The following is a 13,849-nucleotide window of genomic DNA, read 5'->3' as shown; positions in this document are numbered from 1 at the left end:
CTCTTCGGTCGCGCGTACGTCCGCGATCACCGCTGCCCGGGAACACCACAGGGCAGCAACCCTCTGAGCTCAGCAGATCGAAAGCAGGAATGGCGTGACAGCCCGCCTCGACCACCGCAACCCTCTCGTGTTCGACACGCACGAGCTGGGCCGGCGGCCCGGTGCGCTGCAGCGCCTGACCCGCACGGTCGACGCTCCCAAGGACTTCGGTATCCAGGGAGTCGTCGGGGTGCCGGAAGGCGCCCCGGTGGAGCTCGAACTCCGACTCGAGTCGGTCATGGAAGGTGTGCTTGTCACAGGCACCGGCCGTGCACAGGCCGAGGGGGAGTGCGTAAGGTGTCTGGAGCCGCTTCAGCTCGACGTCGAAGCGGACTTCCAGGAGATGTTCTCGTACCCTGACGCCGATGATCGGGGCCGCCACCACCACGGTGCGGAACCCGGCGACGACGCCGAGGACGACGAGGACAGACTCTTTCTCGAGGACGGCCTGTTCGACCTCGAATCCGTGCTGCGCGATGCGGTGGTGCTCGCACTGCCGATGCAGCCGGTGTGCCAGGAAGACTGCCCGGGACTGTGCGCCGAGTGCGGCGCACGCCTCGCGGACGACCCGGACCACCACCATGACGCCGTCGACATCCGTTGGGCGGCACTGCAGGGACTCGCCGGTTCACTCGAAGACGGCGAGAAGGACGAGATGAGCGGCGCCGAACCGGGCGTCGACGAGAAGCAGGAGAAGTAGCCGTGGCTGTTCCGAAGCGGAAGATGTCGCGCAGCAACACGCGCCACCGCCGGTCGCAGTGGAAGGCTGCGGTCCCCACCCTGGTTGCGTGCGAGCGCTGCCACGAGCCCAAGCAGCAGCACATCGCGTGCCCGTCTTGCGGCACCTACAACAAGCGCCAGGTCCTCGAGGTCTGAGCGGCTGGTGAGAGGCACTGTGTCCACGCCGAAGAAGAACGCAGCGGACAACACGGCCTCGTCCCACACGCTGTTGGAAGGGCGGCTCGGGTACAAGCTCGAGTCCGCCCTTCTGGTGCGTGCGCTGACCCACCGCTCCTACGCATACGAGAACGGCGGTCTGCCCACCAACGAGCGCCTGGAGTTCCTCGGGGACTCCGTCCTCGGCCTCGTGGTCACGGACACGCTGTACCGCACCCACCCCGACCTGCCCGAAGGCCAGCTGGCCAAACTGCGGGCCGCGGTGGTCAACTCGCGTGCGCTGGCGGAGGTCGGTCGCGGCCTTGACCTTGGCTCCTTCATCCGGCTCGGCCGCGGTGAAGAGGGCACGGGCGGCCGGGACAAGGCGTCCATCCTCGCCGACACCCTGGAAGCGGTGATCGGCGCGGTCTATCTCGACCAGGGCCTGGACTCGGCGGCGGAGCTGGTGCACCGCCTGTTCGACCCCCTGATCGAGAAGTCCTCGAACCTCGGAGCCGGCCTGGACTGGAAGACCAGTCTCCAGGAGCTCACCGCGATCGAAGGCCTCGGAGTCCCCGAGTACCTGGTCACGGAGACCGGCCCCGACCACGAGAAGACCTTCACTGCTGCCGCCCGCGTCGGAGGCGTCTCGTACGGCACCGGCACCGGCCGCAGCAAGAAGGAGGCGGAGCAGCAGGCCGCGGAATCCGCGTGGCGGTCCATCAAGGCCGCGGCGGACGAGCGTGCCGAGAAGGCGAAGGCGGCAGCAGATGCCGTCGAGCCTGAGCCCGAGCCTGAGCTCGAGCCCGAGCCTGAGCTCGAGCCCGACGCCGACGCGTCATCGGCCTCCGCCTGACCGAACAGCGCGATCCGAGCGCCCGTGCCCGCCGTGGGCCGGGCGCTCGGCTCATATCCTCAGTCGTAGAAACACGGTCGTAGAAACACGGGGGAGTACGGGGGAACCATGCCCGAGTTGCCCGAGGTCGAGGTAGTACGGCGCGGTCTGGAGCGGTGGGTCGCCCATCGCACCGTCGCCGACGCCGAGGTGCTGCACCCGCGTGCCGTACGTCGGCACATCGCCGGTGCGGACGACTTCGCGCACCGCCTCAAGGGCCACCGGATCGGCATGCCGAGCCGTCGCGGCAAGTACCTGTGGCTGCCCCTGGAGGACACGCACCAGTCGATCCTGGCGCACCTCGGGATGAGCGGCCAGCTGCTGGTGCAGCCGCAGAGCGCGCCCGACGAGAAGCACCTCAGGATCCGCGTGCGGTTCGCGGACGCCCTCGGCACCGAACTGCGCTTCGTCGACCAACGCACCTTCGGCGGCCTGTCGTTGCACGACAACACCCAGGGCGGCCTGCCCGACGTCATCGCCCACATCGCCCGCGACCCACTCGACCCGCTCTTCGACGACGAGGCCTTCCACCAGGCCCTGCGCCGCAAGCGCACCACGATCAAACGGGCCCTGCTCGACCAGTCGTTGATCAGCGGAGTCGGCAACATCTACGCGGACGAGGCTCTTTGGCGCACCCGCCTCCACTACGACCGCCCGACCGCGACCTTCACCCGCCCGCGCAGCCTCGAACTCCTGGGCCACATAAGGGACGTCATGAACGCCGCCCTCGCGGTGGGCGGCACGAGCTTCGACAGCCTGTACGTCAACGTCAACGGCGAGTCGGGCTACTTCGACCGGTCGCTGGACGCGTACGGCCGTGAAGGGCTGCCGTGCAAGCGGTGCGGTACGCCGATGCGCCGGCGGCCCTGGATGAACCGGTCCAGCTACTTCTGCCCGAAGTGTCAGAGGGCGCCGCGCGTCTCGTCGTAACGCCGGCGTGCTTCGAGTACGTCGTCCATCTGTCCCTCCACGAAGTGGATGAGGGCCAGCAGCCGCTCGGCGACCCCGCGGCCCAGCGGCGTCAGCTCGTAGTCGACCCGGGGCGGATTGGTCGGCTGGGCCTCGCGGTGCACCAGGCCGTCGCGCTCCAGGGCGTGCAGCGTCTGGGACAGCATCTTCTCGCTGACGCCGTCGACCCGGCGGCGCAGCTCGTTGAAGCGCAGCGAGCCCTCGTACAGGGCGCCCAGGGTGAGTCCGCCCCAGCGGCCCGTGACGTGTCCCAGCGTGCCGCGCGAGGGGCAGAGCTTGGCGAACACGTTGTACGGGAGGTCCTGCACCTCCGTGCGCTCCTGCGTGGTGTCCATAGCTCAAGCGTACTCGCATGCAGCGCTAACGCAGAGTTTGCGCTAACTTATCGTTAGTCTTTCGGGAGGTGCGCCGCGATCGCCGCGTAGACGCTGACGCACGAAGGGCTCCCAGCCGGTCACCTCACCGGATGGGAGCCCTGGCGTTGTACGTGCTGCTCCTAGTACCCGAAGTCCTGCGTCCACCAGGGCCCGCCGGAGCCGAAGTGCACACCGACCCCGAGCGTCTTGAAGTCGCAGTTCAGGATGTTGGCCTTGTGGCCGGGGCTGTTCATCCAGGCGTCCATCACCGCGGCCGCGTCGGCCTGGCCGCGGGCTATGTTCTCGCCGCCGAGGTCGGTTATGCCCGCCTTCGCGGCCCGGTCCCACGGGGAGGCGCCGCTGGGGTCGGTGTGGTCGAAGAAGCCCCGCGCGGCCATGTCCTCGCTGAAGTCCTGGGCCAGATCGGCAAGCGAGCTGTTGGCGGCGACGGCGCTGCAGCCCACCTGTGCGCGCTCGTCGTTCACGAGCCTCAGCACCTCGGCCGCGGCGGCGGCCTCCGCGGACACCGTCACCGGGGCGCTGGTCTTCTCCTTCTCCGGTGCCTTCTCGGGCGCCTTCGTGGCCGTACGCGAAGGGGTCTCCTTCGGCTTCTGGCTGGGCGTGGCCGAGGGCTTCTTCGACGGGGTCTTCGTCGGTGCGGCCGACGAGGTCGACGGGGACGGCGAGGCGGGCCGCTGGGCGTCGCGGCTCGTCGAGCCGCCGTCGTCCTGGCTCTCGGCGTTGTTGGAGGTGCCGCCCTGTTCGCTCGGGGAGTTGGTCGGGGTGTCGGCGGCCTGCACCTTGTCCGCGCCGCTCGAACCGCCGAGCTGGTAGTTGTCGATGCCGGGCACCACGCCGGTGGCGACCGCGACGGTGCCCAGCGCGACCGCCGCGGAGACGCCGAGCAGCCCGGTCTTCACCGGGGCCACGGCCCTCTTCTTGCGGCGGCGGTGCGAGCCGCCCCCGGGTCGCCGGGAGTCGCCGGCGGGCGTGAAGCCGTCACTGCGAAGGACCGCGGTGGTCGCGCCCGGGGCCGAGCCGCCGGCGGATGCGGCGTCGCTCGGGAAGGTCGTGGGGCCGGTCACCAGGTCGAAGTCGTCGTCTGTGGCGAACAGGTAGGCGTCGCTCTTCGCGTAGGCCTCGGCGTACGCCTCCGGGTTCAGGTAGGGCGCGATGCCCATCTTCGGAGGGTGGTCGCTCGTGTGCGAGTCCCGTGGGGGGTGGCCCTCCGTATAAGAGCCGTCCGTATGTGTGACCCCCGTGGCGCGGCCCGTGGCGGCGCGGCCGGCGGCGGAGCGTCGGTGGCGTCCCATGTCCTGGCCTTCCTCGTCCGTGCGGTCTCAACGTCCTCACAGAACTCACACGATCGAGTGAGTTTCATATGAGATTCATTGGGTGGGGACGGTACCCCATGGCGCCAGGGGAGGAAGTGCCCGGAGAGGTATTGGCCCGTTAGGTTGCACTCATGAGCGAGGATGTACGGCTGGTCGCCTGGGTGCGTGGACGCGTCCAAGGTGTGGGTTTTCGCTGGTTCACGCGGGCCAAGGCGCTCGAGATCGGCGGCCTGAGTGGTTTTGCTCTCAATTTGGACGACGGACGGGTCCAGGTCGTCGCGGAGGGAGCCCAGGAAGGCTGTGAGGGACTCCTGGACTGGCTTCAGGGTGACGACACGCCCGGACGTGTGGACGGTGTCACCGAGATCTGGGACACACCTCGCGGGGGTTACGACGGCTTCGCCATCCGCTGAGCCGGATCTGTAAAACGGCCCTGGTGCAAGCGGAAGGACGTGCCCCCGGCAACTGCCCCGAGTGGAAAGAAGCAGGTGGTTGCCAAGAACCGCTTGCAGTGGCAGGCTCCGGACGTAAGGATGATCGCCACGCCCCCAGGGGCCCGCAGGAGTCGCCGCGCAGCCGCCATTCGGCCGTGTGCCCCCGGGTTTGCCCCCCAATACGGGGCGTGATCGTGTTGACCGTCAAACTTTTTGGTGAGACGCTGAAAGCCCCGCGCACCTGAGCTGTTTGGCGTGGCTGAACGGCAGCACAACTCCAGGCCTGCCAAGCAACCGCGGGTGCGAATCCCTCACGACCCACACCGCATCGGTCGGTCACTCAGTGTGGAGGACCATCCATCATGGCAAAGGCGCTTCTCGGTTACGTCGGCGGCTCCGACCCTCGACTCCTCGCCGAGATGCGACGGCTCCAGCAGCGTGTCCAGGATCTGGAATCCGAACTCGGACGAATCCAGGCGGAGAACGACGCTCTGCAGGCTGCCGCTTCTCACGACAGGATCATGGAGAGCATCGACGCACACCAGGCGGAGCCTGCGCTCACCTGATCACTGCACCGCTCCACAACAGCACAAGCAGTGGTTGGGCGGCCCGTATCCAACCGCTAAGTAGTTGTCAGGCGACTGGCCCGCCAGCCGTCAGAAGTTGCAAGGGACGCTTCGGCGTCCCTTCTTCTTGCCCCCGGCTTTACTGCCCGCGCATCCTTTCACCCTCTTTAACGTCTGGTGTGCCCTGCACGTTCATCGGTGAAACCGTTGGTTCATGGAGTGACATCCGGGCGGAAGGTAGAGTCCAGCGGCGTGCACCTCAAGGCCCTGACCCTCCGCGGGTTCAAGTCGTTCGCCTCGGCGACCACGCTCCGGTTCGAGCCGGGAATCACGTGCGTCGTGGGTCCGAACGGCTCGGGCAAGTCCAATGTGGTGGACGCGCTCAGCTGGGTCATGGGTGAGCAGGGCGCCAAGTCGCTGCGCGGCGGCAAGATGGAGGACGTCATCTTCGCCGGCACCACCGGCCGCCCGCCGCTGGGGCGCGCCGAGGTGTCGCTGACCATCGACAACTCCGACGGGGCGCTGCCCATCGAGTACTCCGAGGTCACCATCACGCGGATCATGTTCCGCAACGGCGGCAGCGAGTACCAGATCAACGGCGACACCTGCCGGTTGCTCGACATCCAGGAGCTGCTGTCCGACTCCGGCATCGGCCGTGAGATGCACGTCATCGTCGGCCAGGGCCAGCTCGACTCCGTCCTGCACGCCGACCCCATGGGCCGCCGCGCCTTCATCGAGGAGGCCGCGGGCGTCCTCAAACACCGCAAGCGCAAGGAGAAGGCCCTCAGGAAGCTGGACGCGATGCAGGCCAACCTCGCGCGCGTGCAGGACCTGACGGACGAGCTGCGCCGGCAGTTGAAGCCGCTGGGCCGCCAGGCGGCGGTGGCGCGCCGGGCCGCTGTCATCCAGGCGGATCTGCGCGACGCCCGCCTCCGCCTCCTCGCCGACGATCTCGTGCGGCTCCGTGAGGCGCTCCAGGCCGAGGTCGCCGACGAGGCCGCGCTGAAGGAGCGCAAGGAGGCCGCCGAGCAGCAGCTGAAGAAGGCGCTCCAGCGCGAGGCGCTCCTGGAGGACGCGGTACGGCAGCTCACGCCGCGCCTCCAGCGGGCCCAGCAGACCTGGTACGAGCTGTCCCAGCTCGCCGAGCGGGTCCGCGGCACGATCTCGCTGGCCGACGCGCGCGTGAAGAGCGCGACGTCCGCGCCGCCGGAGGAACGCCGGGGCCGTGACCCCGAGGACATGGAGCGCGAGGCCGCCCGCATCCGCGAGCAGGAGGCCGAGCTGGAAGCGGCCCTGGAGGCGGCCGAGCGGGCCCTGGAGGACACGGTCGCTCACCGTGCCGAACTGGAACGGGAGCTCACGCAGGAAGAACGGCGCCTGAAGGACGTCGCCCGCGCCATCGCGGATCGCCGCGAGGGACTGGCCCGGCTGAACGGGCAGGTCAACGCGGCCCGTTCACGTGCGGCCTCCGCCCAGGCCGAGATCGACCGCCTGGCCGCCGCCCGGGACGAGGCGCAGGAGCGGGCCTTCGCCGCTCAGGAGGAGTACGAGGCGCTGAAGGCCGAGGTCGACGGCCTGGACGCCGGCGACGCGGAACTGGGCGAGCAGCACGAGGCGGCGAAGCAGCAACTCGCGGAGGCGGAGGCCGCGCTCACCGCAGCCCGCGAGGCGGCCACCGCGGCGGAACGGGCGCGCGCCGCGACCCAGGCCCGCCACGAGGCGCTGGCGCTCGGCCTGCGCCGCAAGGACGGCACGGGCGCGCTGCTCGGCGCGAAGGACCGCCTCACGGGGTTGCTGGGCCCGGCTGCGGAACTGCTGACGGTGACGCCGGGGTACGAGGTCCCGCTGGCGGCGGCTTTCGGGGCGGCGGCGGACGCGATCGCGGTGACGTCAGCTTCGGCGGCGGCCGATGCAATCAGGCTGCTGCGGAAGCAGGACGGGGGCCGGGCATCGCTGCTGCTGGCGGGTACGCCGGAGGCGCCCCGCAGGGGCGCGGGGCTGCATCAATCTGCGGCTCCGCCGCGGGGCGCGCCCAGCCACGACGAACCCGCAGACGCCCGACGACATGACGTGGCACTTCCTGTCGCGGCACAACCCGCGGAGCGTTTCGCGGCAGATTTCGTCCGCGGCCCTTCCGAGCTCATGCCCGCCGTACGCCGTCTCCTCCACGGCATCGTCGTCGTCCCCACCCTCGAAGACGCCGAGGACCTCGTCTACGCCCACCCCGACCTCACCGCCGTAACCGCCGAAGGCGACCTCCTCGGCGCCCACTTCGCGCACGGCGGCTCCGCGGGCGCCCCCAGCCTTCTCGAAGTACAGGCCTCCGTGGACGAGGCCGCCGCAGAACTGGAAGAGCTGGCCGTCCGCTGCGAAGAGCTCGCCGAGGCCCAGCAGGCGGCGGCCGAGCGCCGCAAGGCATCCGCGGCGTCCGTCGAGGAGTTGGGGGAGCGGCGCCGGGCGGCCGACCGGGAGAAGTCCGCCGTGGCTCAGCAGCTCGGCCGGCTCGCAGGCCAGGCAAGGGGCGCGGCGGGCGAAGCGGAGCGCTCCGTCGCCGCCGCCGCGCGGGCGCAGGAGGCGCTCGACAAGGCCCTCCAGGACGTCGAGGAGCTGGCCGAACGGCTCGCCGTCGCCGAGGAGATGCCGGTCGAGGAGGAACCCGACACGTCGGTACGGGACCGTCTCGCCGCTGATGGCGCCAACGCCCGGCAGACCGAGATGGAAGCGCGGCTCCAGGTCCGTACGCACGAGGAACGGGTCAAGGGGCTCGCCGGACGTGCCGACTCCCTCGACCGGGCCGCCCGCGCCGAACGCGAGGCACGCGCGCGTGCCGAGCAGCGGCGGGCCCGGCTGCGCAACGAGGCGGCCGTCGCCGAGGCCGTCGCCTCCGGTGCGCGCCAACTCCTCGCGCACGTCGAGGTCTCCCTCGCCCGCGCCGACGAGGAGCGCACCGCGGCCGAGGCCGCCAAGGCACGGCGTGAGCAGGAGCTGGCCGCCGCCCGGAACGAAGGCCGCGACCTCAAGGCCGAACTCGACAAGCTGACCGACTCCGTCCACCGTGGCGAAGTCCTCGGCGCCGAGAAGCGGATGCGGATCGAGCAGCTGGAGACCAAGGCGCTGGAGGAACTGGGCGTCGAACCGGCGGGGCTCGTCTCCGAGTACGGCCCCCACCAGCTCGTACCGCCCTCCCTGGCCGCCGAGGGCGAGCAGCTCCCCGAGGACCCCGAGCACCCCCGCAACCAGCCCAAGCCCTTCGTCCGGGCCGAACAGGAGAAGCGGCTCAAGGCCGCCGAGCGCGCCTACCAGCAGCTCGGCAAGGTCAACCCGCTCGCCCTGGAGGAGTTCTCCGCGCTGGAGGAACGGCACAAGTTCCTCAGTGAGCAGCTTGAGGACCTGAAGAAGACCCGCGCCGACCTGCTCCAGGTCGTCAAGGAGGTCGACGAGCGCGTCGAGCAGGTCTTCACCGAGGCCTACCGGGACACGGCCCGGGAGTTCGAGGGCGTCTTCAGCCGGCTGTTCCCCGGTGGCGATGGACGGCTGATTCTGACCGATCCCGACAACATGCTCACCACGGGCGTCGACGTCGAGGCCCGTCCCCCCGGCAAGAAGGTCAAGCGGCTGTCCCTGCTCTCGGGCGGTGAGCGCTCACTCACCGCGGTCGCCCTGCTCGTGTCGATCTTCAAGGCACGGCCGAGCCCGTTCTACGTCATGGACGAGGTCGAGGCAGCCCTCGACGACACCAACCTGCAGCGGCTGATCCGCATCATGCAGGAGCTGCAGGAAGCCTCGCAGCTGATCGTGATCACCCACCAGAAGCGCACGATGGAGGTCGCCGACGCGCTGTACGGCGTCTCCATGCAGGGCGACGGTGTGTCCAAGGTCATCAGCCAGCGGCTTCGCTGACGCCGCCGGTCGTTCCCGATCGCGAGCACTTCAAACCCATCACTTCAAGAAGTGAACACATTTCACCTAGTCACGTCTCGAAAGTCACAGCAGCTCGACTATTGACTTCGGAACTTGAAGGAATAGTCTCTGCAACGTTCCTTTTACCTTCAGGTATCACTACTTGGAGCGGCTGACCCCCACCCGGCAGCGTTGCCGGTGGCCCGAGGAGTACACGTGACCAGCACAGCGCAGGCACCGACGTCAGGAGCCAGGACGGCTCACCCCGAGCACCTCGGGCACGTCGTCTTCATCACCGCGGCGGCCGCCATGGGCGGCTTCCTCTTCGGCTACGACAGCTCGGTCATCAACGGAGCCAACGGTGGTATCCAGGCCCGGTTCGACCTCAGCTCCGGCGTCACCGGGACCGTCGCCGCCAGCGCCCTGCTCGGCAGCGCCCTCGGTGCCGCTATCGCCGGCCGCATAGCCGACCGCATCGGACGCATCCGCGTCATGCAGATCGCGGCGGTGCTGTTCGCCGTGAGCGCCGTCGGCTCAGGCCTTCCGTTCGCCGCGTGGGACCTCGCCGCCTGGCGTGTCCTCGGCGGCATCGCCATCGGCATGGCCTCGGTCATCGGCCCGGCCTACATCGCCGAGGTCGCCCCGCCCGCGTACCGCGGCAGGCTCGCCTCGTTCCAGCAGGCCGCCATCGTCATCGGCATCGCCGTCTCCCAGCTCGTCAACTGGGCCATCCTCAACATGGCCGACGGCGAGGAGCGCGGGACGGTCGCGGGCCTGGAGGCCTGGCAGTGGATGCTAGGCGTGATGCTGGTCCCCGCCGTGATCTACGGTCTGCTGTCCTTCGCCATCCCCGAGTCCCCGCGCTACCTGATCAGCGTCGGCCGCGTCGACGACGCGAAGAAGGTCCTCGCCGACGTCGAGGGCGGCGTGGACCTGGACGCCCGGGTCGCCGAGATCGACCAGGCCATGCGCAGCGACCACAAGTCCACGTTCAAGGACCTGCTGGGCGGGCGGTTCGGTCTGCTGCCGATCGTGTGGATCGGTATCGGCCTCTCCGTCTTCCAGCAGCTGGTCGGCATCAACGTCATCTTCTACTACTCGAACCTGCTGTGGCAGTCCGTCGGCGTCGACCCGTCGAGCTCGTTCTTCTACTCGTTCGAGACCTCGATCATCAACATCATCGGCACCGTGATCGCGATGATCTTCGTCGACCGCATCGGCCGCAAGCCGCTCGCCCTCATCGGCTCCGTAGGCATGGGCATCTCGCTCGCGGCGGCCGCCTGGTCGTTCTCCTTCCAGAACGGCAACGACCCGCTGCCGACCGCACAGGGCTATGTGGCGCTGATCGCCGCCAACGCCTTCGTCCTCTTCTTCGCCCTGTCCTGGGGCGTGGTCGTCTGGGTCATGCTCGGTGAGGTCTTCCCGAACAAGATCCGCGCCGCCGCCCTGGGCGTGGCCGCCTCGGCCCAGTGGATCGCCAACTGGGTCATCACGATCACCTTCCCGGACCTGTCGGACTGGAACCTGTCGCTGACGTACGTGATGTACGCGGTGTTCGCCTTCCTCTCCATCCCGTTCATCCTCAAGTTCGTGCCCGAGACCAAGGGCAAGAAGCTGGAGGAGATGGGCTGACCGGCCCCCGAACTCGGGGAGAAGGGCCAAGTCCCCGCTGCCCCTCTCCCCGTAACCCGCCGCCGTCCCGGCTCGGCCACTGCCCGAGCCGGGGCGGCGGTTCTCGTACGTCACCCGATCTCGTGCCTCACCAGACGAGGACGCCGGCCCCGATCTCCCGGGCGCGCAGGGCGGTCGCTTCGATGTTGTCCAGCCGCCTCTCGATCCCGCTCCGGTGTTCGGCGAGTTCTCGCGGGCGGCGCGTGGTGGTGGCGATCAGCTCGATGTTCGCGCGCAGCAGCGCGACCTCGTCCAGGAATTCGGCGACTGTGTCCGCCTCGACGAACAAGTTGCTCACGGCCAGCACGGGCATGAACCGGGCACCCAGCGAGCGCACCGTCTCCGAGCCCCACACCGTTTCGCGCCAGGACTCGAACCCGGCCGAGTCGTTGCATCCCTCCGGGACGTCGAGGACCTGCCACTCGCCGTTCGTGTCCCGCACGAACACATCCACGCACAGACTCATGGGCCCAGTGGACCAGCCCAGGACACAGCGGGACCACCGGATATCGGCGCAGGTCAGCCCTCCAGCGCCGGAAGCACCTCCGCCGCGAACAACCGCAGGCTCCGCCACCCCTCCTCCACCGGCATCCCACCCGACAGCGGGTGCAAGACGTAGTTGGCGTGCCCCAGCGCCACACACTCCTCCGGCGTCACGATCCGGTACACGCCCTCGGCGCGCAGCTCCTCCACCGTCGTGGCCGCCGACTTCACGGCGGACCGTACGTCCCCGGACTGCCAGGAGGCGTACGTCCGCGCCTCGTGCAGGAAGTGCCCGCCGTACTCGGCCCAGGCCCGGTCGGGATCCTCGGCCACGTGCAGCAGAGGCGTCTCTGCGGCCGGCATCATCGTCCAGCCCTCGGTGCCGTACTCGACGAGCCGCTCCTTGTAGTACGACTCCAGCTCCGGCAGATGCGCGCTGGGGAAGAACGGCAGGCCGAGCCGGGCGGCCCGGCGGGCGGCGGCCTTCGAGGAGCCGCCGACCAGCAGCAGCGGGTGCGGATCGGTGTACGGGCGCGGAGTGACCCGTACCGTACGGCCCCGGTACTCGAAGGGCTCGCCGGTCCAGGCCTTGAGCAGGGTGTCGAGGAGCTCGTCCTGGAGCTTGCCGCGCCGCTTCCAGTCAACGTCGAACAGGGCGTACTCCTCGGGCCGGTATCCGATCCCGGCGACCGTCACCAGCCGCCCGCCGCTCAGCAGGTCCAGTACGGCGATCTCCTCGGCCAGCCGCAGCGGGTCGTGCAGCGGGCCGATGATCGCCGAGACGGTGACCGCGATCCGGCGCGTCGCGCCGAAGACCGCGGCCGCGAAGGAGAAGGGGGAGGGGAGCCAGTTGTTGTCGGCGCCGTGGTGCTCCTCGGTCTGCACAGTGCTGATGCCGTGCTCGTCGGCGTACGCGGCCATCTCCAGGGCCGCCCGATAGCGGGCGGCGAGCGAGGCGGGGGTCGCGTCGGGCTCGACGAGGTTGAAGCGTACGACCGTGACGGGCATGGGGGTCCCCCTTCACCGGGCGGGTGTGGGGGAGGACGTTAGCTGACGGTGTGTCAGACATCCAGGTCGGCGTAACCCATATTCCATGGCCGATACTGGACGCGTTATGGACATCCTCATCCTTGCTGTAGTCATCGCCGTGGTCGTGCTCGGCGCGCTCGGCGGGCTCATCGTCGGCAGCCGACGCAAGAAGCAGCTGCCCCCGCCGCCCCCAGCCGCCCCCGACATCACCGCCCCTCCGGCCGAGCCGCACGTCGGCGACGAGGCCGAGACACCGCGCGACGAACCGCGCCGGACCATAGAGGAGGTGGACCTTCCCGGCGGCGCCCCGACCGCCGTCGAGGAACCCCCCGTCGTCGAAGAGCTCCCGCCTGTCGAGATCGAGGTCCCGGAGCCCACCGCCGGCCGCCTGATCCGCTTGCGCGCCCGGCTCTCCCGCTCGCAGAACGCCCTCGGCAAGGGGCTGCTCACGCTCCTGTCGCGCGAGCACCTCGACGAGGACACCTGGGAGGAGATCGAGGACACGCTGCTCACCGCCGACGTCGGCGTGCTGCCCACCCAGGAGCTCGTCGACGGGCTGCGTGAGCGCGTGAAGGTCCTCGGCACCCGCACCCCCGAGGAGCTGCGCGGCCTGCTGCGCGAGGAGCTGCTCAAGCTGGTCGGCACCGACTTCGACCGCACGGTCAAGACCGAGCCGGAGACCAGCAAGCCCGGCATCGTGATGGTCGTCGGCGTCAACGGCACCGGCAAGACCACCACCACCGGCAAGCTCGCCCGCGTCCTCGTGGCCGACGGTCGCAGCGTGGTCCTGGGCGCCGCCGACACCTTCCGTGCCGCCGCCGCCGACCAGCTCCAGACCTGGGGCGAGCGCGTCGGCGCCTACACCGTGCGCGGGCCGGAGGGCGGCGACCCCGCCTCCGTGGCCTTCGACGCGGTGAAGGAGGGCAAGGAGATGGGGTCGGACGTCGTCCTCATCGACACCGCCGGCCGCCTGCACACCAAGACCGGTCTCATGGACGAGCTCGGCAAGGTCAAGCGGGTCGTCGAGAAGCACGCGCCGCTGGACGAGATCCTGCTCGTGCTGGACGCGACGACCGGGCAGAACGGCCTGGTCCAGGCCCGCGTCTTCGCCGAGGTCGTCGACATCACCGGCATCGTGCTCACCAAGCTGGACGGCACGGCCAAGGGCGGCATCGTCATCGCGGTCCAGCGTGAGCTGGGCGTGCCGGTGAAGCTGGTCGGCCTGGGCGAGGGGGCCGACGACCTGGCGCCGTTCGAGCCGGAGGCGTTCGTTGACGCCCTTATCGGGGAGTGACCC

Annotated in this window: 13 protein-coding genes; 9 read left to right on the top strand and 4 right to left on the bottom strand. The window is 69.7% G+C overall.

Annotated elements, in window-relative coordinates; all coding sequences use genetic code 11:
* Window positions 1-94 precede the first annotated feature (94 nt).
* The 4 genes from QQM39_RS11660 to mutM all read left to right on the top strand — a co-directional run bounded on the left by QQM39_RS11660 (window position 95) and on the right by mutM (window position 2,740).
* Window positions 95-739, top strand: coding sequence for a DUF177 domain-containing protein (locus QQM39_RS11660; protein ID WP_301996626.1), 645 nt, complete (start codon window positions 95-97; stop codon window positions 737-739).
* 2 nt (window positions 740-741) lie between these two features.
* The gene (rpmF, locus tag QQM39_RS11655) at window positions 742-915 is read left to right on the top strand and encodes a 50S ribosomal protein L32 (RefSeq protein WP_003951102.1); all 174 of its coding nucleotides are present in this window, start codon (window positions 742-744) and stop codon (window positions 913-915) included.
* A gap of 19 nt (window positions 916-934) precedes the next feature.
* Complete coding sequence (rnc, locus tag QQM39_RS11650; RefSeq protein WP_302003551.1) at window positions 935-1,771, top strand: ribonuclease III; 837 nt, start codon at window positions 935-937, stop codon at window positions 1,769-1,771.
* A 108-nt stretch (window positions 1,772-1,879) separates the two neighbouring features.
* On the top strand, window positions 1,880-2,740 hold the full coding sequence (gene mutM, locus QQM39_RS11645; RefSeq protein WP_301996625.1) for a bifunctional DNA-formamidopyrimidine glycosylase/DNA-(apurinic or apyrimidinic site) lyase: 861 nt from the start codon (window positions 1,880-1,882) through the stop codon (window positions 2,738-2,740).
* Here mutM and QQM39_RS11640 read toward each other — a convergent pair.
* Entirely contained in the window at window positions 2,713-3,114 is a 402-nt protein-coding gene (locus QQM39_RS11640; RefSeq protein WP_301996624.1) for a helix-turn-helix domain-containing protein, read from the bottom strand. The genes mutM and QQM39_RS11640 overlap by 28 nt on opposite strands.
* Window positions 3,115-3,275: 161 nt before the next feature.
* Window positions 3,276-4,448, bottom strand: coding sequence for a CAP domain-containing protein (locus QQM39_RS11635; protein ID WP_301996623.1), 1,173 nt, complete (start codon window positions 4,446-4,448; stop codon window positions 3,276-3,278).
* A 152-nt stretch (window positions 4,449-4,600) separates the two neighbouring features.
* On the opposite strand from QQM39_RS11635, the gene QQM39_RS11630 reads away from it, so the two are divergent.
* The 4 genes from QQM39_RS11630 to QQM39_RS11615 all read left to right on the top strand — a co-directional run bounded on the left by QQM39_RS11630 (window position 4,601) and on the right by QQM39_RS11615 (window position 11,001).
* Window positions 4,601-4,882: an acylphosphatase gene (locus QQM39_RS11630; protein WP_301996622.1), complete on the top strand. Its 282-nt coding sequence runs from the start codon at window positions 4,601-4,603 to the stop codon at window positions 4,880-4,882.
* Window positions 4,883-5,265: 383 nt separating this feature from the next.
* On the top strand, window positions 5,266-5,469 hold the full coding sequence (locus tag QQM39_RS11625) for a hypothetical protein (RefSeq protein ID WP_007493378.1): 204 nt from the start codon (window positions 5,266-5,268) through the stop codon (window positions 5,467-5,469).
* 252 nt (window positions 5,470-5,721) lie between these two features.
* Window positions 5,722-9,369, top strand: a complete 3,648-nt coding sequence (locus tag QQM39_RS11620; RefSeq protein ID WP_301996620.1) for an AAA family ATPase — start codon at window positions 5,722-5,724, stop codon at window positions 9,367-9,369.
* Window positions 9,370-9,585: 216 nt separating this feature from the next.
* Window positions 9,586-11,001, top strand: coding sequence for a sugar porter family MFS transporter (locus QQM39_RS11615; protein WP_301996619.1), 1,416 nt, complete (start codon window positions 9,586-9,588; stop codon window positions 10,999-11,001).
* 127 nt (window positions 11,002-11,128) lie between these two features.
* Here the strand turns inward: QQM39_RS11615 and QQM39_RS11610 are convergent, their stop codons facing one another.
* Complete coding sequence (locus tag QQM39_RS11610) at window positions 11,129-11,506, bottom strand: hypothetical protein (RefSeq protein WP_301996618.1); 378 nt, start codon at window positions 11,504-11,506, stop codon at window positions 11,129-11,131.
* Between the two features lie 53 nt (window positions 11,507-11,559).
* Window positions 11,560-12,531, bottom strand: a complete 972-nt coding sequence (locus QQM39_RS11605; protein WP_301996617.1) for an LLM class flavin-dependent oxidoreductase — start codon at window positions 12,529-12,531, stop codon at window positions 11,560-11,562.
* 106 nt (window positions 12,532-12,637) lie between these two features.
* On the opposite strand from QQM39_RS11605, the gene ftsY reads away from it, so the two are divergent.
* Window positions 12,638-13,846: a signal recognition particle-docking protein FtsY gene (gene ftsY / locus QQM39_RS11600; protein ID WP_302003550.1), complete on the top strand. Its 1,209-nt coding sequence runs from the start codon at window positions 12,638-12,640 to the stop codon at window positions 13,844-13,846.
* Window positions 13,847-13,849 lie beyond the last annotated feature (3 nt).

Origin of the sequence: Streptomyces sp. DT2A-34 (assembly GCF_030499515.1) — a bacterium.
Taxonomy (GTDB): Bacteria; Actinomycetota; Actinomycetes; order Streptomycetales; family Streptomycetaceae; genus Streptomyces.
The sequence above is the reverse complement of the archived record's forward strand: the minus strand, read 5'-3'. Positions and strand labels throughout refer to the sequence as shown.